Origin of the sequence: Streptomyces sp. NPDC047453, from assembly GCF_040643155.1 — a bacterium.
GTDB lineage: Bacteria > Actinomycetota > Actinomycetes > Streptomycetales > Streptomycetaceae > Streptomyces.
Genome location: NZ_JBEYTS010000091.1, coordinates 1 through 22813, shown reverse-complemented (window position 1 = coordinate 22813; position 22813 = coordinate 1). Strand labels below are relative to the sequence as shown.

At 67.9% G+C, this 22813-nt stretch carries 13 protein-coding genes and 1 pseudogene; 9 read left to right on the top strand and 5 right to left on the bottom strand.

Going from position 1 to position 22813, the window contains the following annotated elements:
• Positions 1-1109: 1109 nt before the first annotated feature.
• Together ABZ818_RS38075 and ABZ818_RS38070 are read left to right on the top strand one after the other, a co-directional pair.
• Positions 1110-1976 (top strand): hypothetical protein, encoded by an 867-nt coding sequence (locus ABZ818_RS38075; protein ID WP_361425475.1) that lies wholly within the window; start codon positions 1110-1112, stop codon positions 1974-1976.
• 35 nt (positions 1977-2011) lie between these two features.
• Positions 2012-6424, top strand: coding sequence for an AAA family ATPase (locus ABZ818_RS38070; protein ID WP_361425472.1), 4413 nt, complete (start codon positions 2012-2014; stop codon positions 6422-6424).
• A 128-nt stretch (positions 6425-6552) separates the two neighbouring features.
• Here the strand turns inward: ABZ818_RS38070 and ABZ818_RS38065 are convergent, their stop codons facing one another.
• The gene (locus ABZ818_RS38065) at positions 6553-7404 is read right to left on the bottom strand and encodes an HD domain-containing protein (protein ID WP_361425469.1); all 852 of its coding nucleotides are present in this window, start codon (positions 7402-7404) and stop codon (positions 6553-6555) included.
• 79 nt (positions 7405-7483) lie between these two features.
• On the opposite strand from ABZ818_RS38065, the gene ABZ818_RS38060 reads away from it, so the two are divergent.
• The 6 genes from ABZ818_RS38060 (at position 7484) to ABZ818_RS38035 (ending at position 13296) form a co-directional block, all read left to right on the top strand.
• On the top strand, positions 7484-9076 hold the full coding sequence (locus ABZ818_RS38060) for a type I-E CRISPR-associated protein Cse1/CasA (RefSeq protein ID WP_361425466.1): 1593 nt from the start codon (positions 7484-7486) through the stop codon (positions 9074-9076).
• Positions 9073-9675 carry a type I-E CRISPR-associated protein Cse2/CasB gene (casB, locus tag ABZ818_RS38055; protein WP_361425463.1) on the top strand — a complete coding sequence of 201 codons (603 nt, stop codon included), beginning with the start codon at positions 9073-9075 and terminating at the stop codon, positions 9673-9675. The genes ABZ818_RS38060 and casB overlap by 4 nt, the downstream gene beginning before the upstream one ends.
• Positions 9672-11006: a type I-E CRISPR-associated protein Cas7/Cse4/CasC gene (locus ABZ818_RS38050; protein ID WP_361425460.1), complete on the top strand. Its 1335-nt coding sequence runs from the start codon at positions 9672-9674 to the stop codon at positions 11004-11006. Before casB ends, ABZ818_RS38050 begins: the two co-directional genes overlap by 4 nt.
• Positions 11003-11851 (top strand): type I-E CRISPR-associated protein Cas5/CasD, encoded by an 849-nt coding sequence (gene cas5e, locus ABZ818_RS38045; protein ID WP_361425457.1) that lies wholly within the window; start codon positions 11003-11005, stop codon positions 11849-11851. The genes ABZ818_RS38050 and cas5e overlap by 4 nt, the downstream gene beginning before the upstream one ends.
• Positions 11848-12567 (top strand): type I-E CRISPR-associated protein Cas6/Cse3/CasE, encoded by a 720-nt coding sequence (locus tag ABZ818_RS38040; RefSeq protein WP_361425454.1) that lies wholly within the window; start codon positions 11848-11850, stop codon positions 12565-12567. The genes cas5e and ABZ818_RS38040 overlap by 4 nt, the downstream gene beginning before the upstream one ends.
• A 450-nt stretch (positions 12568-13017) precedes the next feature.
• The gene (locus tag ABZ818_RS38035) at positions 13018-13296 is read left to right on the top strand and encodes a hypothetical protein (RefSeq protein ID WP_361425451.1); all 279 of its coding nucleotides are present in this window, start codon (positions 13018-13020) and stop codon (positions 13294-13296) included.
• Between the two features lie 463 nt (positions 13297-13759).
• On the opposite strand, the gene ABZ818_RS38030 is transcribed toward ABZ818_RS38035, so the two are convergent.
• Complete coding sequence (locus tag ABZ818_RS38030; RefSeq protein WP_361425448.1) at positions 13760-14233, bottom strand: hypothetical protein; 474 nt, start codon at positions 14231-14233, stop codon at positions 13760-13762.
• A gap of 144 nt (positions 14234-14377) precedes the next feature.
• Here ABZ818_RS38030 and ABZ818_RS38025 point away from each other — a divergent pair, with 144 nt between their 5' ends.
• On the top strand, positions 14378-18331 hold the full coding sequence (locus tag ABZ818_RS38025) for a hypothetical protein (RefSeq protein WP_361425445.1): 3954 nt from the start codon (positions 14378-14380) through the stop codon (positions 18329-18331).
• A 148-nt stretch (positions 18332-18479) separates the two neighbouring features.
• On the opposite strand, the pseudogene ABZ818_RS38020 reads toward ABZ818_RS38025, so the two are convergent.
• From ABZ818_RS38020 to ABZ818_RS38010, 3 genes and pseudogenes are all read right to left on the bottom strand, one after another.
• A pseudogene (locus ABZ818_RS38020) lies at positions 18480-18671 on the bottom strand (helicase associated domain-containing protein); the annotation flags it as partial.
• 191 nt (positions 18672-18862) lie between these two features.
• Positions 18863-21556, bottom strand: coding sequence for a Helicase associated domain protein (locus tag ABZ818_RS38015; RefSeq protein WP_361425442.1), 2694 nt, complete (start codon positions 21554-21556; stop codon positions 18863-18865).
• A gap of 43 nt (positions 21557-21599) precedes the next feature.
• Positions 21600-22133, bottom strand: coding sequence for a hypothetical protein (locus tag ABZ818_RS38010; protein ID WP_361425439.1), 534 nt, complete (start codon positions 22131-22133; stop codon positions 21600-21602).
• Positions 22134-22813 lie beyond the last annotated feature (680 nt).

Genomic DNA, 22813 nt, shown 5'->3' with positions numbered 1-22813 from the left:
TCCCCACCGACACAACCGACAACGACTGAACCAACACCAACCGGGTCAGAATTCAACCGCCCAAAGTGGGTCCGAGTTCAGCCGACGCCGACAGCCTTGAAGGGACCATCCCCGCGTATGCGGGGCAGACGGTGTTGTCATCAGTGCCGGCGTCGACCGCAGGACCATCCCCGCGGGGACGGGGAGCAGTCGAGGAGGTAGCCGTGGGGGCAGGCGGCGTAGGGACCATCCCCGCGGGCGCGGGGAGTAGGGATCCTCGGTGGGGCCTTGCTTGCCGGGGTGGGGACTATCCCCGAGGGTGCGGCGAGCAGGAGGGATGGACTCTCCCTTCCTTGTCCCGGTTGGGATCATCCCCGCCATCCCCGCGGGTGCGGGGAGCACATACTGCCAACGCCCTGCGTAGGGCCATCCCCACAACGTATGGGGAACATGCGCGACGAGAGCTTCTACGGCTCCATTACCAGAGGTTGCGGTCGTTGGTTTCGCTGGTCCTTCGGACTAGTACGAAACGCAACCGCCTGCTGCTCCCCGAGGCGACTAGGAGAGTCAATCCTATGCCACCGCCACCTCCGAGAACGCTGAGCACTCGCCCGGGCGAAAGGCCGCGTACTGATAACCAGCTCGCGAGAGTTGCGAACACAGTGATTACCAGCGCTCGGCCGGCTACCGCAACCCAGTGGCCTGAGGGGAGTTGGCCGTAGCCAAGTGTCGATCCTTGTGGCGGAGTCGTGGCGCCCGGGCATATGCCCGGGCGCTCGTGTACCCGAACCGCTGAGGGACCAGCGTGCTCGTTGCTCGTCATGTGAGCGATGATGCCATCTACCTACGCCATGAGTGTTGAGGTTCTTTTTTTTGCTTCTAGTCTGAACAGACATTTTCGACTGAAGCCATCGAGGGACCATCCCCGCAGTGCGGGGAGCAGACCGTCACCGAGCGTCTGACCACAAGGCGCTGGGACCATCCCTGCTGGGGCCGGGAGCAGCGGCGCTCGACGCTGAACCCTGTTGGAGCCGAAGGCCTGCAAGTGTCGGGGATGTGTCCTGCTTGCCTGTGCTATCGGACTAATCTCGTTGTCTGAACCGGATGGCACGTCGGCGGGGGGAACGAGCGTGGCGCGCATTGTTGGGGTACACGGCATTCGGCAGTCCAGGACGTCGAAAGAGCAGCTGACGAATGACTGGTCCCGAGCGCTCAATCGCGGGCTCGGCGAGCTGGGTAGACCGGACCTGCCTGCCAACGCATTGGAACTGCCTCACTGGACAGGGCTCCTGGCTCGTGGAGCGAACCACCTCGGTGCGGAGGAAGACCGCTTCGACGCGGCGGTGCCTTTGAGTGAGGAGGAGGCCGACTTCGTAGCCACGGCGCTGGAGGAAGTCGTCCGTCAGGAAGACCTGGACCGTATCCAGCAGCGGGAGCTGCAGACACTTGGACTGCCGCAGCTCTGGCCGGCGCGTCTGACGCGCCTGGTGATGGCGTACGACCGGCGCTTCCCCCGGGGCGGGGGCAAGCTCTTCGTGAGCATGATGCGTGAGGTGCGGTTCTATCTGTACGAGCCCGACCTGGCCGCGCAGGTACGGGCCTTGGTTGCTGAGTCCTTCCATGCGAGTACCTCCGTCGTCATCGGGCATTCACTGGGCAGCGTGATCGCTTATGACCTGCTGCGTCGGGGCGAGATCGCACTGGATGGATCGTCCGGCGTGCGCACGCTCGTGACGTGCGGATCCCCCTTGACCATCTCCTCGGTTCGGCGTGGGCTGAATATCGCCGACGGCGAGCCTTTGAAGCTGTCCGGGGACGTCGCGTGGGTCAACGTCTTCGACTCCGGAGACTTCATCACCGGAGGAATGGGGCTCAGTGCTCTCTCGCCTGAGATCACTGATGCGGAAGTCGACAACGGCATCGGTGATCCGCACAGCGCGCTCCGCTACCTGCGGACCACTCAGGTCGCGGGCGTGATTGCAGACGGCTTCCGGTGAACCAGGGAACGGCTCCGAAGACGAAACAGCGACGGTTGATCGAGATCGCTGCATCGGAGCGCGGCGACACCACCTTCAGCAAGGGCATTGCCGCACAGGTGGCTGCCGTGAGGGGGTGGTGGGCCGATAAGTCTCTCGGCGAGGAGCGCAGCTTCACCGTTGCTGCGCCCGAGAATCTCCACAGCGTTTATGATCTCCGCAAGTTTCTGGATGAGCAGAGGCCGGAGGACGCTGCTCACGACGAGGCCCTGGTGGTCTACGTCACTGGCCACGGAGTCAGTCGGCCGTCAGACGATCATTTCCTGCTCCTGCGGGACTCCGACGAGGAGCGTCTTCCGGCGACGGCGTTTCAGACCGCCGACCTGATCACGCGGGTGCTGGATTCTGATGCCGATCACGTCCTGGTCATGGTGGACTCCTGCTTCTCCGGCGTCCTCCGCAAGGATCTGCTGCGCCGCCTCCAAGCACTGAGCGACACACGACGCCGGCTGAAGTCTCTCGTCGTCATCTCGTCCGCCAACGAGGAGGGGACTCCGCATCCGGAGCAGTTCACGCGCTTCCTCGATGCAGTTGTCTCCCACCTCAAGGACACAAAGTCAGGGTTCGCAGCCCCTCACTTGAGCTTTGAGGAATTCTTCGGGGCGATGACCGCCTTGTACGAGGAGGGGGTCGCACCCGAAGTCCAGTTCCTCTGGCCGGAACATTCGCTGCCGAGTCGCAAGGACCACCATCAGCCCAGTCCCTGCCTCCCCAACCCCGGCTACGAAGCCCAGTCCGTCCTCGTCGGCAATGCGCGCAGCGCCGTGGCATGGAGTCCCGCCGACCTCGACTCGTACTGGCTCTCACGCGCCTCCGGCCAACCTGCCCACGGAGGTCCCGGCTGGTATTTCACCGGCCGGACCAGCCATGTACGGCGCATGATCGAATTCCTTGAGGGGGAGGGGGGCACGCTCGTTGTCACCGGGGAGGCAGGATCGGGCAAGTCCGCGCTGCTCGCTCGCGTCGTGACGCTCAGCGACCCGACGTTCCGGTCCGACGAGAAGTACCGGCCTTTCATCGAGGCCATACCGCTCGATCTCCTCGTGCCGGAGGGGGCCGTTGATGCTGCGGTGCTCGCCCGGAACACGGACGCCGACGAGCTGACTGCGGCGCTGTATACGGCGCTCGCGAACAAGCCGCCCGCTGAGGGCACGGGGAGCCCACGCGATCAGCTTCTGGACCACGTGCTGGCCACCGTCCGCCGGCAGGACCGGTCTTTGACGATCGTCGTTGATGGCATCGATGAGGCGAAGAACCCCGCAAGGATCGTCACCGACCTCGTCCGTCCGCTGGCCGACCAGTGGACGGACGAAGGACAGCCCGCCGTACGGATGCTTCTGGGCATCCGCAGTGCGCACGCGAGCGTTTCGGGCCGGCCCCGTCCGTCGCAGGACAGGGCATCGGATCTGCTGAACCTGCTAGTCCGTTCCACGGACGCCGACGAGCCCCTGCGGACGGACACTGGCACCACGCAGGACATCGCCGCATACGTGAGCACGCTGTTGAGGAGCCTGTTCGACCGTGCCGGCTCCTGGGCATGTCCGGATGCCCGCAGACTGGACGAGCTTGCGGCGGTGGTGGCCGAGGAAGTGGCGCCGTCGTTTCTGGACGCCCGCCTTGCCGCCGAGGCGCTCCACACACGGGGCCGGCTACCCGACCCGGGGGACCCGGAGTGGCGGCGCACCCTGCGCCGGGGGACGCAGGAGCTGCTGCGGCAGGACCTCGAGGAGGTGCAGCGCAACACTGGTCTGCCGACCGAGCACGTCGTGCAGGTCCTGCGTGCCACGGCCTTCGCGCAAGGGGCCGGTCTTCCGTGGGCCGAAGTGTGGCCGTGCGCGGTGGAAGCGCTGTCGGGAGGTGCCATTACCGCTCCCGAGACGGTGATCCGGCGGGTACGGGAGAGTTCGCTCGCCGGTTATCTGACGACCGGTGTCGAGGACGGCAGGTTCGTCTATCGGCCGATTCACGAGCGAATCAGCGAAGTGCTGCGCCAGACCCCGCATGTCCTTCTCCGCGACGAAGCGACGCCCAGCACACCTGAGGCTTCGGCAGTGACTACCAGGGAGGCCCACCGGAAACTGGCAGTCGCCTTCAGCGCTCTGCAGAAGGAGGCGAAGGACGGGCCGCCGCACCCGTATCTGCGCCACCACCTGATCCAGCACGCGGCGGCCGGAGGCGTGCTGAACGACCGGATCGTCACTGAGAAGTTCCTGCCCTACGAGACGAGCGGGAACGTCCGGGGCGCGCTCGGCCTCCTGTCGGAGCACGCCGAGGACACGACGCGCCTGTTCGCGTGGACGCGGATCGAGCCCTTCCTGGCAGACGCGCCGCCAATTGCGCGTGCGGAAAGCCTGCGCTTTTCCCTGTGGGAGCCCGAGGCTGCCGCTCCTTCGAACACCCGCGACACCGGCAGTCCGGCCGTCCGCCTCCTGCCGATGTGGAAGGACCTTGCGGTGCCGGGCAACGTCCTGGCTCGAGAAGACACCGACGTCTACTCCCTCGTGTCCTTCACTCTGCAGGACGGGACGCCGCTGATCGCCGTGGGCGGCGCCGACGGCAGTGTACGGGTGTGGGATCCGTCGACCGTAACGCCGGTCGGCCCACCGATCCCGGGGCACGGCCCCTTCGCGCGGACGCTGGCCGTCGTGCCCGGTCCGCAGGGAGAGCCTCTGCTGGCCGTCGGCTGCGACAGCGGCGCATGGACGTGCGACCCTCTGACTGGCCAGGTTGCACAACTGCCGGTCAGCGGGGCCGTTCACGACATGGCGTCCTTCAGGGACTCGGATGGGACGGTTCGGCTGGCGATCGGTACGTCCGACGGTCTCGTTCTGTGCGATCCGCTCACCGGGTCCGTTCTGGCCGACGATTCGGCGGACGAACACGCCTTGAAACGTCCGGTGAACGCGCTTGCCGCTCTGACGCTCCCCGGTGACCGCCCACTACTGGCTGGTCATAGAGCGGGCACCATCGAAATTCTCGACGGCACTTCTCTCGATCCGGTGTGCACCGTGCCGCTCCCGGACGACCAGATCTCCGCGCTTGCCTTGCTCGACACGCGGAACGGCAGTCCCGTGCTGGCCCTGGCCGCGCGGGACTCGGGAACGGTCAGATTCTGGGACGCCTTGACGGGCACGGAGCGTCGGCACTGCACGATCAGGCGGTCCGCAGCTGTGCTGACGCCATACCTCCAGGCGGGCTCGGACACCCTGCTTGCGCTCGGCGCTGACGACGGCGCCGTAGAGCTGTGGGATCCCGAAACAGGTGAGGAGGTTCGCCGGTTCCCCAACGACCACACAAGCGCCGTAACAGGCCTCGTGGTTGTACCAGGTCTCGACGGAGTCTCTGTCCTAGTTTCCGGCTCGCTCGACCGCACCGTCCGCGTCTGGAACCCCGAAGTGTGGACCCGCCGCACGGTGCAGTTCTCCCAGCCGACTGACGGGACCCTGCTCGCGGTGCTGCCAGGCAGCTCAGGTCCCGCCGAGCTGGTCTCGGTCGGCCCCGACCGGAACCTCGTCGTGAGGTCGGCCGAGACGGGCGAGGTCACGGCCTCGATCGCCTTCCCCCAGGCAGGAGCCGACGGCTCGGTGACGTCCCTCACCGTGCACACGGCACCGGACGGCTCTGCGTCTATCGTCGTCGGGCTGCCCGACGGCACAATCGGATGCTGGAGCGGTGAGTGGCGGCTGATGGACGCCTGGACCTCGGAAGGAGACCATGCGACCGCGTTCACCACTTTCGCTGACGGGACGCGGACCGTCTTGGTCGTAGGGACGAGCCGCGGGGCGGTCGCATATTGCGACCTGGCAACGGGCGAGGTGCTGGGTTGGCTCCACGGTCGCCGAGATACCGGTCCCGTCCACGCGTTGGCGTACTTGCCCCTGTCGTCGGGCGGTGTACTCGCTGTCGCCTCTGATCAAGGCGTACTGCTGTGTCGCCCGTTTCACGAGCCGCATGTCGCGTGGCCGGGGCAGATCGGCTCTGTGCAGTCTTTGGCCGTCTGTCCGGGGGCCGCAGAGGGCGAGTGGTACCTTGCGGCCGGGGGAGCCGACGGCACAGTACGCCTGTGGGCGCCGGAGACTCCAGAGCAGGAGCCCTTCACACTGCCGATCCGGCACGACGGGCCTGTATCCGCCCTCGCCATCGTCCAGCAACCCGCTTGTCGCCCCCTGCTAGTGAGTACCGGCCTCAACGACACGACCGTGCGGCTGTGGGACTCCCGCACAGGAGAAGAGGTGTTGCGGCTGGTCACCGCCACGTCCTTGACGTCCCTGTGCGTCCTGCCGTCCCACAACAGCCGGAACAGCGAGCAGCCTGTGATCGCCTTCGGCGGCCCAGCCGGGGTCGCCGTTGCGACACTGCGTTTGCCGCACTCCGAGGATCAGCCCGCGGGGCAGGGCAGACGCCTGTAGCCACCCGCCGCCAGGCGCACTACGATCGGGTGGCCGGACCGGACGGCCTCATGTGCTTCGCCCCGCGCGGAGATGGCCCTTGTGGCGACTGTAGAGGCATCAGCCCCGCCAAGCGGGGATCGCTGCTGTCACCCGGCCACGTGCATACGAGAGACTGCTTCCCGCGCGTGTAGTCGTGCTCGGTCCGACAGCGCCTTCCAGGTGTCGTGAGGTGACGCGAAGCCGAGGGAGGCGTCCTCGCGTGCAAGGCTGTTGCTCTGGGAGACCAGGCGGCCGAAAGCGGTCAGACGCGTCGGATCTGCCGGCCGGATCAGGCGTGGAAGCTCCCGTGCGTCGATGTCCACGTGGTGGGCGACGGCGTCCACCAGCGCGGCCCGGACCGTATCCCAGGCGGGGCCGCCAGTCGCTCGGTAAGCCTTGGCGACAGTGTCTGCGTGCAGGACGTCGGCGCCATGCCGGTTGAGTGCGTAGGCAGCCAGGTGGAGGCCTTGGTGGTCCCGATCGCGGCACTGCTCACCGTCGACGTAGCCCGCGCAATCGCAGCCGGTCAGCCGTGGCAGCACCGCCGCCGTGATGTGCTCAGGATCCGCGTGGCGTAGCCGAGCCCCGGCCGGCGGCAATGGAAGCCCTGCCCGTAGTGCCTGCTCTCGCCACTCCGCGCGGGCTCTGTCGAGCGCGGGGGAGGACTGCTTCTCCGCTCCGAACGAGGTCATGCGCGACGGGCTGGCCTCGCCGAGGCGGCTTGCCCCTGCCAGGAAGGCGGCCGCTACGCGGGCGCTCTGCTCGTCCTTGGCTGCGAAACCCTCCGCGAGATCGGATCGTTGCCGTGGGCTGAGTACCCGCTCCCACAGTTCGGTCATCACGGAAGCAGCGGTGATCATCTCAGCGATGAGCGGATTCCACTCGAGTCCGACGGAGAGATCAACCACCCCCCAACACCATTTATAGGCACATCTGTTGAGTTCCTCTGATTCGCTCACATTGCCCTCATCCGGCGTGCTACGGTCCTGCCGCATCTCATCAGATAACTGTGGAGACTGGAGTAACGATCAGGTGCCTTTGTCCGAAACACGTCCGTCTCCGGCGGGGGAGCCGGCAGGGCAGTTACGTCCCCGCTGGGACCCGCGACGACAAGCATGCATTCCAGCACTGACAACCGCCGGGCACAGCACCCCAGTCACCCTCGTCCAGGCCCTGCGTCAGGCGGACGATCTGCTCGGCATCTCGGGAACAACCGCCGGGGAGACCGTCGCCCTGCTGGAGTACCTCCTCGCCCTCTGCTACGCCTCCGGGACCTGCCCGGCGACGGTCAACGACTGGCGCGACCAGGTGCACGACAACCGGCCGCTGACCGACGCGGCCGACTGGCTGGACAGCCGTCCCGACGAGCACTGGGACCTCTTCCACCCCGCGGAACCACTGGGGCAGAATGCTCTCCTCGCTCCCTATCTCGACGAACACGGAGCGGGGCCCGCCCAGCTGGTGATTGAGCACGCTGGGGACTACAACCAGCTCTTCGACCATCACCACCTCGAACACCCGGCTCCGCTCCCCGCAGACGTCGCCTTCCGGGCGATGCTCACCCAGCACGCCTACGGACCCGGCGGCCGCGCCCGGATCTCCGGCAAGGAGACCCTTGGCCCCACGCTCACCAACCTGGCCACCGGACGCCTCGGCGCACGGATTCGCGTCGTCGCGCTGGGGCAGACGCTCGGCGACACCCTGCGGCTCAACCTGATGCCGACCGACAAAGCCCCAGGCCGCTTCAACCGCACCTGGACGGTGGCCCCCCAGCCCCGCCGGGGATTTCTGACCAAGCCATCCGGGCGGCGAGTGGACGGGCCAGCCGACCTGCACACCGTTCTGGGACGCTCCATCCTCATGCGGCCGGCCGTCACCGAGGACGGGCAACTGGCCGTCGACCGTGTCCTGGTGGCGGCCGGCGAGCTCCTCGAACCATTGCCCACTTACCACATGCAGGACGCGGTCTACGACAACACGGCGAACGGTGCAGCGAAGCCGCTGCGGCCCTCGGCCTCCCGAGCCATGTGGCGCGAGGCGCACGCCCTGTACGCGGCCGTCGCGGACCGGGACCACGGACCCGACATCTACGACCGCCTCGCCAAGCTCAGCGGCCGTCGCCTCAACCTCTGGACTGTCGGGCTGATCGCCAAGCAGACCACGGTCGTCACCTGGGTGTCGGACACGTTCCCGTTCGTGCCGGGCCGGGAGCGTGACCTGCGGTACGCGGCCGAGCGCGGGTCCCTCATCGCCGAGTACGTAGCCTCCTGCCTGTCTAGAGCGGCGTATGTCGCCTGGACCGTGACCTACCCCAATCCGAAGCCGGCCGACAAGAGCAGCCAGATCGCCCGGTTCGACGCAGGGCCTGAGCACTGGGCCCACACCGCAGAGCCCTTCCACGTGCTGCTGGACGAAACGACGGTGGCCCAGGACGAAGCCCAGGTCGATGAGGCTCTCGTCGAGTACGCGGCCGTACTCGCGAAAGCCGCTAGGCGATTCCTGCGCAACCGGCTCGACTCCCTTCCCGCCAACTCGCGTGGCTACCAGGCGCAGGCACAGGCGATTCGCCGCCTCGAGAGCGACCTCACCGGGACCAAGGCCCCGGACGAACTGAAGGGGGATCGAAAGTGATCGCCGACGCACCGGGCACTGCGAACAAGATCGCAGTCGCCGACAGCACAGAACCGCGCGAACTCGCGCGCAGCGAACAGCTCACGCAGTGGCTGATCGGCCTGATGCACAGCCGTGACTACGGCAAACTCGCTGAATTGCGCCGCCCGAGCATCAGCCAGAACGCCCATATCGAAGCAGGCTGGTTCGATCCGAAGCGCCGCGAGGTGTTCGAGCAGGTAGCGTTCCTGTTCGCCGTCTACCACCGGGGAGCCGTCGAGCCATCAAAGGGGTATGGCAGTCTCGGGGCTGCCACCCGCCGGATCGGCACCAGCCTTGGGCACGGGCCCGACGACGCCGGCGCCAGCCGGCTGATGGACCGCATCGTCGCCAGTCGCCGGCCCCCCTTGCGACACCTTCAGCACGCCATCACCCGGCTGCGCTCGTGCGACGCGCCGCCGCCCTCCTGGCCACGCCTCGCAGACGACCTCGCCCGCTGGACCGACCGCCAGGCCCGCATCCGCTACCACTGGGCCGTCGACTTCCACGCGCCGCCGAAAACCACCGCCAGGAACAACAAGACCACCACCACGACCACGCCGAAGGACACGCTGACGTGAGCACCCCTATTGCCCTGACCGGGCACCAGTTCCTCTCCCTCCACCTGCTGGAGACGCTCGTCGCGGTCCTCCCCGTCCGAGATGAGAACGGCGCACCCAAGTCCATCGTCTACGGCGGCGTGGAACGACACATGATCACCAGCCAGGCACGCCGCCGCGCCGAGCGGGTGTACTCACGCGACCGGGCAAACGCCCAAAAGGGTCCGCTCGCCGGCCACACCATGGGCGTCCGCACCCGCGAATGGGCACTAGTGACCGCTCGCGCCCTCGAAACCAGGCATGGCTGGCCCAAAGAGCGGGCGCTGACGACAGCACGCGCCGTCCTGCAGGCCATCGGCCTCAAGTTCAGCGACCCCACCAAGCCGACCGTCGCGAACCTGACCAAGGTACTGCTCTTCGCGCCAGCGGACGCAGGGGACCGCATCGCCGACCACATCCACGCCGAACAAGAATCGATCAGTGCCTGGGCAGGAAACTACATCGCACTGTCCGAAGCAGCAGCGGCCGCAAAGAAGACGAAGGGACGGCGCAAGAGCAGCCCCCAAGACGAGGCCGAGGCGAGCACGGAAGACACGGACACCGACGCGGCCAAGCTTCCCGCCCTGCCGAAGGCAACCAGGGACGCGGTCCTGACCGCGCTGGCACCCCGCGACGCCATCGACATCGCGCTCTACGGACGCTTCCTCGCCGAGATCGCGGACTCGCCCAACGTCGACGGAGCGATCCAGAGCAGCCACGCCTTCACCGTCCACGAGGCAGAGCACACGGACGACTTCTACGCAGCCGCCGACGACGCCAAGCTCACCCGCAAGAGCAACGCGCTCGACTTCCTCGACGCGGCCGACGACTCCGGAGCCGGCATGACCGGCTACCAGTCCCTCATCTCTGGCACATTTTACCGGCATGCCGTTCTTGACCGACTCAAACTGCAGCAGAACCTGCGCGCAGCAGGCATGTCCGAACAGGACGCCCAGTCCGCCGCCGTCGCTGCCGAGACGGAGTTCGTCAACGCCTTCGTCAATGCCTTCCCACAGGCCAAGAAGAACTCGACCGCCTCGACTGGGACGCTGCCCGCCCTCGTCCTCGCCTTCGACGGAGACCGCCCCTTCAGCTACGCCGCCGCCTTCCAAAGGCCCATCGACGAGGTCGCCGACGGGGGCCCCGCCGGAGAGCTCGCCGTACGCCGACTCCTTGCCCACCACGACTTCGTCTGCCGACGGCGCGACGACATCACCGCAGGCCGCGTCCTCACCTACGAACCCGCCATCCACGCCGTCCTCCAGGAACTGGGAGTCAAGGACGTGGAATCCGTCGAGGAGCTGACGGCGTGAGCGGACACGTCCTGCTCGTCAGGCTCGCCGCCCCCCTACAGTCCTGGGGGACGGCGTCCCGGTTCTCCCGACGTGACACCCACAGCCGTCCGACGAAGTCCGGGGTAATCGGTCTGTGCGCCGCCGCCCTCGGACACGATCGGGCCGAAGAACTCGGCGAACTTGCCACAGTCCGCTTCGGCGTCCGTGCCGACCACCCCGGAACCCCGGTACGCGACTACCACGTCGTCGGAGCAGGCAGATACCCAGTCAGCCCAAGAGACATCATCACCGACCACCGCAGGGCAGCCGCGCTGTCCGCCAGCATGGCTAACACCGAGGGCACCGCGTTCGGACACCACGAACTCGCCAACTGGTACGGAGCGCCGAAATACATCGTCACCGAACCGGATTCCGGCGCTCTGGTTTCCAAGCAGCTCTCCCGAGCCGGGCTCGTCACCGAGCGCTGGTACCTGGCCGATGCCGCGTTCGTCGCTGCCCTCCAGCACCGGGACCGGGCCCTCCTCGAAAGGGTCGCCGCAGCGCTGGAAAACCCCAAGCGCCTGCTGTGGCTGGGCCGCAAATCCTGCCCGCCATCGGGAACCTTGGCCGGGCCTATGAGCAGTGGGACCATCGAAGACGCCTTCCAATCCACCGCACTACTGCCCGCGCAGGGCGTCGGGGTGCGGCCGTCACCTCGGCCCTGGGCCTGGATCGAAGCAGCACCAGGCGCCCCTACAGCAGCCCCCGTACAGGACCAGCCCGTCACCTTCGACGCAGACCGACGCGCGCACACCACGCGGTGGGAGACACGGACCCGCGTCACCATCGCCGAAAACGCCACCGAATGGGACATCATCCCGTGACCAAGCCCCCTGCCGCTGCCCGCTTCGTCGCCACGCACAGCATCCTGACCATGGACGCGCGGCACCCGTACACCGCCAAGTCCCTCGTCGACGCCCAGGACATGCACCGCACCGTCATGAGCGGCTTCCGCGGCTGGGTCACGGACGGCGACCCCGATGCCCGAGCCCAGATGGGCGTGCTGTCCACCTGGTCCGTCGACCTGAAGGCCGGCACGCTCGTACTGGTCGTACAATCAAGGGTCCCGGGAGACTGGGCGGGCATGCCCCGCGGTGCGCTCACCGACAAACCGCACGTGATCACGGTCGACCGGACCTTCCGCACCGGCGACTCCCTCAGCTTCCGCACGGTCGTCAACCCCACTCATAGCCGCTCGTCCGGACCGCCGACGCCGGACCGCTCTCGCGGCCGGCGCACCGCTCACACCCGCCCCGACCACGTGAGGAACTGGTTCGTACGCCGCTTCCAGCCCCCCGGCGAGCCGCGTAAAGCTCCCGACGGCCTCATCCGTATCGGCGCTACCGCCGAAGAGGAGTCCCTGGCCGTCCGGATGCTCCCCACGGTCACGAGCTCCCGCCCTCACAAGGGCCTGCGCATCGCCCGCGCGGAAATCCGGGGCACGCTCACGGTCACCGACCCTGCATCCCTGGTCGATGCGATAACACAGGGCATCGGCCACGGCCGAGCGTACGGATGCGGGCTGCTGCTGACCCGGTGAATGCCATGTACTGGGGCGGGCGTCATGACGATCCCCTCGCAGATCACAGCCAGCTTCGGCATATGGGGAGGATCCCGCAGCCGAGCATGCGCAGGACGGCACAGAACCACCGCTGCTCCCCGCACCCGCGGGGATGGTCCGAAGGACGGATACGCAGCGCTCACCCAGGTGTTGTGCTCCCCGCGCCCGCGGGGATGGTCCCGGGCTGCGCGGGCCGGCGCTGGTGCGGCAGGTGTGCTGGGCCTGCACGGACGCCAGCCCTCCCACGCGATCGAGTTCGACCGCACCCTGCGCGGGGCCCTGCAGGAGCGGCGGGTGCTGGTGTGCGCCGAGGCGCAGTAGCTGTCCAAAATATGCTTAATACCTGCGCTACCTGTGGGATGACACCGGCACCGATCTGACGATCATCTTCACCAGCGGCAACGGCTGCTTTGAGATGCTGTAGAGCCGATGCTCGAATCCCGCGTCTACGCCTGGCAGGAGATCGACCCCATGCGGCTGGACGAGGTCCTGACCGTCGTCCCCGCCTTCCACCCGGTCTGGGCTGGCGCCGACCCGGAGCTGATTGCCTTGCGCGACCGCGAGGCAGCCCACGGCAACTTCCGCGCGTGGGCGAAGATCACCCACCACCTGACCGTCGGCATGAAGGAGACCGGCAGCAAGAGCGTTCCGACGCGCCCTGGGCGATCCAGGCCGCCTGGACTCTGGCCTGCGGGATCACTCATCTGACGGTGCTGCGCGCCCACCTGCTCACCGCCGCCCCCTTCATGCCCTGCACCTGCCCGCAGGCCATCAGAAGGAATACCGATCGCGCAGCAGGGTGCGCAGCTGGGGTAGTGGAACACGAGCGCCCAGAGCATTGAGGAACTCTGGGACGCTCCACGTGATCAAGGCGCCCTTGGCTGCGTAGGTGAGATCCGGTGGCGGGAACAGGGACCTCAGCAATCCTCATTCTCGCTGGTCAGAGGTACTTTCCGCTTTCGTGATCACCAGTCGGACAGCTCACCTCGTGAAAGCGCGAGGTTAGGGCCTCCTGATGCTCGTATGGATTCGGCACCGACGAGCTTTTCAGGAGGCCCTGCTTTCATGCCCTCGCCACAGCAGGATCACCCAACGGGGAACCCGCGTTCGAAGACCGCCGCTCAAGATCGAGAGGACAACAGCTTCTTACTTACCGGCAGGTCAGGAAGGATCAGTAGTACTCGTAGACCCCGACCTGCTCGGTGTGGGTGCGCCCGTGGTTCTGCTGGATGACGACCTTGTACCGCGTGGCGGGCTTGACCTTGTTGCTCTTGAAGGTCCACCAGTTGCCGTTGCAGTAGGCGTAGGAGTGCGAGCCCAGCGTGCGGTAGGGGTAGTCGGCCTCCACCAGGCTCGCCTTGGCCTTGGTGCCGTCACCGCCGTTCCAGCACTGGTACTTCACAGTCACGTTGTAGGCGCGGACGCCGAACGCGCCCGAGACCCACTTGGAGTGCCGGGGCTTGAACTTGGACTGCCAGATCGTGTGCCACTTCGCCTGTGCCTGGATGGGGGCAGAAGCGGTGTGGACGGCCACCGGATGTGACGCTGGAGCGATGTTCGCCTGGGCGGGCGGCGCGGCTAGGGCCAGGCCGACTGCGGTGACACCGGTGGTCATCGCTAGTGCTACGCGGTTGCGCGTGTTCATGTGATTCCTCTCGTTGCAGAGAAACGGATCCGAGAGCATCGGTCCGTGACTGCCTGACCTTGACTTTCCCGGGTGGGGAATTGAATGGGCAGCGGGTTTTGCCGCTCTGATCAATGGCCGCGCCGCAGGTCATGGGGCAAGTGCGTGTTGCTGACCAAAGAAGGCGCCTGTGGTTTGCTCTTGCGTCTCAGGCTGCGTACCTTCTCGGGCGACAGCGCCGCGTCCGCGGGGGAGGCGGGGCGGGGGAGGGAGCTGTTGATGGCAGGACGTCGGGAAAGCCCGTTGGATCCGAGTGCGGGGCCGGTTGCGCGGTTCGCGTTCGCATTACGCAAGCTCCGTGTGGAGGCTGGGAGTCCGACGTATCGGGTGATGGCGCAGCGCTTGGGACAGGGGGCGAGCACGCTGTCGCAGGCTGCTGGCGGTGAGCGGCTGCCGACACTGCCCGTTGTGCTGGCCTATGTCCAGGCTTGCGGCGGCGACCCGGAAGAGTGGGAGGAACGCTGGCGGCAGGCGGCAGCTGAAGCAGCGGCCGAGCCCCGGGAAGAGGACGAGGATGCTGAGCCTCCGTATCGAGGTCTGGCGCGTTTCGAACCTGGCGACGCTGATTTGTTCTTCGGCCGTGTCGAGTTGACCGAGCGTCTGTTCCAGCAGGCCCGTTCCGGCCGTTTCACTGCGGTGTTCGGCCCGTCGGGCAGTGGCAAGTCCTCCCTGTTGCGTGCTGGCCTCATACCCCGCCTCCGCGCCCCGGACGTACCTGGGCCGTGTCCGGCCGCCCTGCGCGTGCTCACCCCCGGCGAGCACCCCCTGCGTACCCATGCCGAGCGCCTGGAGCCGGCCGACGGGGACGGCGACACGTGGCTGATCGTCGACCAATTTGAAGAGCTCTACACCCTGTGCACTGATGCCGCCGAACGGGACGAGTTCATCGACCGCCTCCTGGTTGCCACCGATCCAGCCAGCCGGCTGCGCGTGGTGATCGCGGTACGCGCCGACTTCCTCGGCCGCTGCGCCGCACACCCCCGGCTGACCGCCACGTTGCAGGACGCCACCGTGCTGGCCGGCCCGATGAGCCGGGACGAACTGCGTGAGGCCATCGTCAAACCCGCCCAGAAGGCCGGGCTGATCGCCGAGCGCGCCCTGACCGCTCGGATCCTCGACGAAGTCGAGGGCGAACCCGGCGCCCTGCCGCTGATGTCACACGCTCTGCTGGAGACCTGGCACCGCCGTAAGGGCCGCGCGCTGACCGAGGCCGCCTACGAGGGGGTCGGCGGCCTGCACGGTGCGGTCGCTCGTACCGCCGAGAGTGTCTTCTCCCAACTGACGCCCGGCCAGGCCGAGAGGGCGCGCCGCATCCTGCTGCGACTCATCGCTCCGGGCGACGGCACGCAGGACACGCGCCGCCCTGTCACCCGCGCCGAGCTCGGCGCAGACAGCCCCGGCGATGTTGCAACAGCCTTGGAGCGGTTGGCCCGCGCACGGCTGATCACATTGGACCACGACACCGTCGATCTAGCGCACGAGGCGCTCATTACCGCCTGGCCCCGACTGCGTGGCTGGATCGACACCGACCGCGAACGGTTGCGCGCTCATCGCCGGCTCACCGAGGCGGCGCAAGCCTGGGACGCGCTGGACCGTGACCCTGGCGCGCTGTACCGCGGCACCCGCCTGGCCGCGGCCGGGGAAGCCTTCACTGATCGCAGTGATCTGACCGGGTTGGAGTGCGCGTTCCTGACGGCGAGCGTGGAAGCCCGCCTTGGCGAGCAGCGTGCGGCCGCGCGCACCACGCGCCGCCTGCGTTCCCTGGTCGCAGGCCTGACCGCCCTCGTACTCGTGGCCGCTGCGGCGGCGGTCGTCGCCTTCCAGCAGCGCGCCACAGCCCAGGACCAGCGTGCCGTCGCCGTGTCCCGCCAGATCGCCACCGAGGCGGAACAGCTCCGCGGCACTCACCTGCCAGCACAGGTGCAGAACGCCTCGTTGGCGGCCCAGCTCGACATCGCGTCGTACCGGATGCGCCAGTCGCCACGCACATACACGAATCTGCTGAGTGCCGCCAACTCGCCGCTGTTCTCCGAGACCCCCGACCAAAGCCGCAGCTCGGACGATGCGAACAACTCCGGCAACGGTCGGGTGGCCGCCGACGCATCCCGGCGGCTGCTGGTCCTCGCCGGGGCCGACCGCGTCATCCGGCTGTGGGACATTCGCGACATCACCCATCCCCGACGCGTGGGCCGTTCCCTGCGCGGATCGGTTGTGGCACTCAGCGCGGACGGAAGCCTGCTGGCCGCCGAAGACGACACCGATGGCAGGATCCGGCTGTGGGACACCTCCCACCCACGCCACCCCGCCGACCTTGCCACGTTCGACATGCCCGGCGACTTGATCGGGAACACCGTGGCTCTGAGCCCCGACGGACGTTTCCTTGCCGCAGGCGGGCAAAAAGTTTACCTGTGGGACCTCCACGACCCCAGGCATCCCGAACGACTCGGCCGCACCCTGCCCGGCGACCTCCCCGCCTTCAGCCCGCACGGCCACCTCCTGGCAACAGCGAGCAGCGAGACTGGCACCGCACGGCTGTGGAATATGGCCGATCCCACGCAACTCCAGGCGCTGGGCACCCTGCACCTTGGTTCCGGCGGAAAACGAGACATGGTGTTCGGCCCAGACGGGCGGACCCTGGCTACGAACGACGGCGATACAAGGGTATGGCTCTGGGACATCGCCAATCCCCAACGCCCGGAACGCCTCTCCCCGCCGCTGGAGAATGCAGATGGATCCGAAGTCGCCGCGGTGGCCTTCAGCCCCGACGGTGGCACGGTCGCTGTGGCCGGGGGCAACGGAGTCCAACTATGGAACATCGCGAACAACGACGAACCGATGCAACTGGGAGAACCGCTGGGCCAGACGTCCTATGACGGCATCGCCCTGGTCTTCGGCCGCGACAGCGGCAGCCTCATCACCGACGACCGGGTCATCCGGGTGTGGAGCCTGCCGCCCGTGCTGACGGAGTGCTTTGAGGGCTCGGTGGGCGGCATCAGTCCCGACGGGCGGAACATGGTCACCACCTGCGGTCCGACAAAGGTGAGGTTGTGGGACACGGCCGACGGCCGCTGGCCCATGCCCCTGGGGGCTCTTCCGGGCACCTCTGCCGTGTTCGCGCCCCGCGGTCGGCTTCTCGCGGTGGCGGAGCCGGACGGCGGCACCCGACTGTGGGACGTCAGCGATCCGACGCATCCCCGCCGCCTGGGCCATACGTCGGTCAAGCGCGACCACGTGATCGCCGCACTGTCCTTCAGCGCGGACGGCCGCACACTGGCCGAGTACGAGCAGCACAAGCTCGAGGCGTTCCCTCTCGGCGACACCGCCAGCAGGGAGTCCGGTAGAAGCGCAGAACCGGTCTGGGTCCACCGACAGGCCGATGTCGGTGGCCGGATCCGGCTGTGGGATGTCGGCAATCCTGGCCATCCCCGCCTACTTGGAGCCGCTGAGTCGCCCGAGGTCGACGAGCCCTCCCTTGCTCTGAGCCCCGACGGGCGCAGCCTGGCCTTGGCGGACTTCACGAACTTCACGAGGAAGATCAGGCTCTGGGACACCCATGACCCCTCCCACCCGGCCCTCGCCGCCAGCACCCTCACCGGCGACTTGATCGCCTTCGTCCCGCGGGGACACACACTCGCTGTGGCCACCACTGACGGAACCCTCCGCCTGTGGACCGTTCCCCATGCTGCCCATCCAAAGCCGCTCAGCTCGCCTGTCGACGCCTCCGGCTCCGTCTCCGCGCTCACTTTCGGCCCGGATGGACGCACCCTCGCCACCGGCACCACAGACGGCATGATCAAGTTGTGGGACGTCACCGACCAGGCGCACCCTTCCGCCACGGGTGATGCGCTTGTCGGTCACACCGGCACCGTCGGCGCCGCCGTGCTCGGGCCCGGAAGCCGCACACTGGCGACGGCAGGCGATGACGGCACGATAAGGCTGTGGGACCTGGACATCGACCGGGTCATGCACCACATCTGCGACGTAACCGGCAACGCCCTGAACCGTATTCAGTGGCGGCACCGCCTGGGAAATCTTTCCTACCGGCCTCCATGCACCTGACTGATTCCGGCCGCTCGATCTCCTGCCCGGCGGCTTCGAGACGGTCGTCAAGAAGCTCACGGGCCTGAGCCCGCCGACAGCACGAGGCCCCGGGACCCGCTCCCCGGGGTCCTCGTATGGTCCTGCTCAACGGCGGGACGCATCGGCGTCATGCCCATTGGATGCCGAGTTCGGCAAGCGCGTCCAGCTGCTCCTGGGTGAGCTTGTCGCGGCGGGTCTTGGTGTTGGAGACCCATACGCCGAGCCGGACCGCGATCGGCTCGGCCGCGCCGTCTACCGCGATCTCCTCACTGTGCCCTCGCGGAACCGGCCGGTCCGAGCCTTCCCGCTCGATCCACTGGGCGAGGGCTGCCGGGGCGAGGCCAGGATGCGCGGCTCTGCCACCGGGTGACCAGTCGCCGGACTGGGTCGGCCGAGGGCTTCGGCCGACCCGGAGCGCCCTGCCTCACGTCACGGCCAGGACCAACACGGCCAGCAGCGCGATTGTCCCGGGCCTCGCGCTGTCCGCTCAGCGGCCGGACGGTGGCGGCGTCATGCCCATTCCATGCCCAGCTTCCGCAGCGCGTCCAACTGCTCCGCGCCGAGCTTGTCCCGCCTCGCGCGGGTGTTGGAGATCCAGACGCCCAGTTTCACGGTCACGGGTTCTGTCTCGCCGTCGATGGTGATCTGTTCGCTGTGGCTGCGTGGTACAGGCCGGTGGGCTCCTTCCCGTTCTACCCATTGCGTGAGGGCCGCGAGTCCGCGTTGGAACGCCTGTTCCGCCTTGCTCGGGCCCTTCGCTGCACGCGTTGCCGCCGGAGCCGGAGACGGCGCCTCAGTGGGCTGTACACCCAGCCTAGACAGCCGCTCCTGCTGCTCGGTGGACAGCTGAGCCCAGGTGCACGCCTCCCGTTGCCGTGCGAGCCACTTGCCCAGGTCATCACCCTCGAACAGCACGCCGGGGGCGATGTCGGGCAGGCTGCCGTCGGCGTCGACGAGGTCGGCGAGGACGCGGTAGTGCCGCTGCCAGTCCAGGGGCCACGGGCAGTCCCAGTCCGGGTCGATCGCGGCGAGTTGCGCCGCGCGCATGGCGGCCCGTTCCGGGTCCTTGCCCAGGCCGTTCTTCTGGCCCTTCCGGCGGAGGTTGGCCATGTGCTGCCCGATGGGCACCATCGCCTCGCCTTCGCCCCAAAGCGCGTCTTGTCGGGGTGCGAGGTGTCCGGTGGCCTGCCGGTAGGAGCGGAGGGCGGCGAGCTTGTTCTCCCAGGCTTCTTCGCCGGGTTCCCAGATCATCCCGGCCTCGGGGGCGTCGAGCAGTTCCTTGCGTCGTTCCTCGAGTTCATCCGCCCGCAGCGCTTTGCGCTGCTGGTGGACCCACCGGCCAAGCGGAAACGCCTTGGTCGCCCCGACTTCGACCTCGACGTCGTAGGGGACGGCGTAGAGGCCGGTGATCTCGTTCTCGGTTCGCCAGCGGAGTAGGGCTTGGTAGCCCTCGAGCCAGACCAGCGACTCGGGCCGGTAGACGCGGGTGCGGAGGAACGCGGCGATGGTGGCCGTGTCGCGCGGGCTGGAGAAGTGGAGCAGGGCGGACTCGGCAGCGGCGTCGGTGTGGTCCTGCTCCTGCTCCTGGTCCTCGCGGTCGCTCTCTCCGCCGGCCCCGACGATCCGCCCGTTTTCATCGCGCTGGATGTGGACCTTGCGTTTGCCGCTGGTGAGGGCGCGGGAGGCGAGCTGCTCGACCAGGCGCTCGTCATGCGAGCGCAGGCCCTGGAGCACGGCCACGAGCGGCTTGTAGCTTGCGGAGGCGACCATGTCGGTCGGGTCCTCGCCGGGTTCCAGGAACACCGGCACGATGATCCTGGCGACCTTCGTGCTGCCGTCTTTGTTGAGGCGGAGCGCGCGGCCGATGTTCTGCACGATCTCCACCTGGGAGCCGCGGGTGTCGGCGAAGCAGACGGCTTCCACGCCCCGCTCGCCGGTGATGTCCACGCCCTCCCCAAGCACACGACAACTTGCCAGGAACGCGCGGTGGACCCGGCGGCCCGCGGCATCGATCCCGTTCGCGAACTGGCGCAGCACTTCGCGCCGCTCGGTGACGAGGTGGTCGCCGCACAGCCATGCCGACCAGACGCGGTCCGGGGGTACGTGGCGGCCGGCCTCGAGTTCGTACAGCTCCGCGCCGATCGAGGACGCGGGCAACTCCTTCACCTTCTTGTCCGCCTCCGCCAACTCCTCAGCCGACATCTCGTTGGCGTACAGCTCGGCAGCGGTCTGCGGCAGCTTCTCCGCGAACGCGGCGGCCTCCTCCACCTTCTGGTGGAACGTCATGACCGTACGGAGGTTGTACGCCGCCGCGTGCTCCAAAAGTGCGGTCTGCAACAGGGCCAGGCGCCGGCCTCGCTGCGCCTCCTCCGACTCCCCGAGGACGGGGGAGGGGTCGCGGATCTCGAGTACGTCGATTTCGAATCCGGCGAGGATGCCCCGTTCGATCGCCTCGCTCAGTCCGAGCTCGGCCAGCCACGCGCCGTATGTCCCGTCCGGGTCGTCGGCCATGCTCGCGATCTCCAGCTCCTGACCGCCCGTGCCCTTCTGAGGCCGGGCCGCGGCGAGGATGCGCGGCGTGGCCGTGAGGTAGAGCCGGAAGTCCGCCGGGATGCGGGCGTTGTCGTGGATCGCCGCCCACGGCCGACCTAGATCACCGGCGGTTCCGTGGGCTTCGTCCACGATCGCGAGGTCGAAGCCGTCCATGCGCTGCCCGTACAGCCTGTCCCCGCCCGCCAGGGCGGCTTCCAGCGGTCCGCGAACCTTCTGCTGGCCCATCGGTGCGTCGATGTCCTCGCGGTCCACGAGGGAGGCGTACGTGGCGAACACGACCACGGGCCCGTGCCTGGCCCACAGGGCGAGCTGGATGGGGTTGGTGGTGGTGCGCACCCCGAGCGAGTTGAGTACCGGGTCGTTCTCCAGCGAGCACACCGCGACCATCGGGGCCCGGTGGCCCACCAGGCGCCACGCCTGGGCGGTCTGCGCGAGCAGGTCCAGGGTCGGCACGGTCACGAGGATCCGGCCGCCCGGGAAGCACTCCCGCGCGCACGCGGCGGCGGTGATCGTCTTGCCCGATCCGGTCGCGGACACGATGGTGCCCCGTGCCCCCTGAGCGGGCACAGATGATCTTGCGGGGAATCCCACCCATTTACGGAAACTCGCTTTCTGGGCTACTTGGTGTTCCCGAAGCTGAATACCCAGCATTCCCGCACTCCTCCTCTGCTTTCTTTTCCACTCGCTTCGGAAATTACTGGGACGGGGTGAAGGGCGGGACGGACACCGTGCCGTCCTCGGCCACGACGATCTGCTCGGCAAGCTGGGCCAGGACCTGGGAGGGGCGCAGTCCCGTCCGGTCGGCCACCACCTGGATCAGCCGGCTGGGCGCGGCGGACAGCAAAACCTCCGCCCGCAGTTCATCCGCTTTCTCCTCCTGCCGTTCCCCGAAGGCGGCCTGTGCCGCAAGAGCACCAGCAAACCGTTCCTCACGCTCGCGAGCCCACACCGAGCCCTGAGCGTCCCGTTCCGGCTCGTACACGCTCCAACCGGCCGCAGTCATCAAGTCCCTGACGCGCCGCCACTCGGCGTGTTGGGCCAGCCAGATGGCAGCCATCCGCTCCCGGTCCATCTCGAACTCGTAGAAGGAACCGTTCCCCCTCAACTGCTCCGCGGTTTCCCGCTCACGGACAGCGGCCTCCGCGACCTTTTCCGCAACGTGGGCGACGTCCAGGCCACTCGCCTGACGCCGGACCCGATCCCGCGCCACGTCCTGAGCACTCCACATGCGTTTTCCCTTTTCCGGAAGCGCGGGCATCCGGGCCCGCATCAGGTGGTTGGAGGGTGTCCCGTGTTTCTACCAACAGTACATGCTGCATCAACCTGATGCAGGCCACAGGATGAATCCGCGTGAGCGAACAAGAGCCTCGTATGCTGGCGTCCCGGCACCGTAACGACGGCGGCCTGAGCAAGAGGTGGGGCAATGTGGGACGGGATCGAACTGTGGCTGCGCAAGGCCGGAGGACCCCTACTGGTGGGGGTAATCATGACCGGGCAGGCACTCACGCGTGAGCACTGGTGGCCGCCCCTGCGTCTACTGCTCCTCCTCGCCGGTATCGGAGCAGTAGCGGGCTGCGGGATTGAGACATGGAAGCTGATCCGCAGTCAGGGTTCGACCAAGACGGCCCTGGACCACCTAGAGGCATTCGAACGCGGAGAAAACCCCGACCCCACCACCCCATAACCAGCCAGGCCCGCGTCAGCGGGCCCAACGGTTCCGAAGGCGCAGCCGAAGGACCGTCAGGCGGGGGAGCGCAGCGGACCCGCCGGCCCGGGCTGCAGCGCAGCGGAAGCCCGGTAGCGGGACAAAGTCCCGCCACTCCGGGAGCGCAGCGGACGGAGCGTCAACCCGTGGGCGCAGCCCACGGGTTGCGCGGGTGGCGCAGCCACCCGCCAGCGCTCCCGCGG

What these genes read in the sequence shown, in the direction of transcription:
- ABZ818_RS38035 (WP_361425451.1), top strand. Translation starts at nt 13,018, where the DNA reads ATGCTCGAATCCCGCGTCTACGCCTGGCAGGAGATCGACCCCATGCGG.
- ABZ818_RS38030 (WP_361425448.1), bottom strand. Translation starts at nt 14,233, where the DNA reads ATGAACACGCGCAACCGCGTAGCACTAGCGATGACCACCGGTGTCACC.
- ABZ818_RS38015 (WP_361425442.1), bottom strand. Translation starts at nt 21,556, where the DNA reads ATGCTGGGTATTCAGCTTCGGGAACACCAAGTAGCCCAGAAAGCGAGT.
- ABZ818_RS38010 (WP_361425439.1), bottom strand. Translation starts at nt 22,133, where the DNA reads ATGTGGAGTGCTCAGGACGTGGCGCGGGATCGGGTCCGGCGTCAGGCG.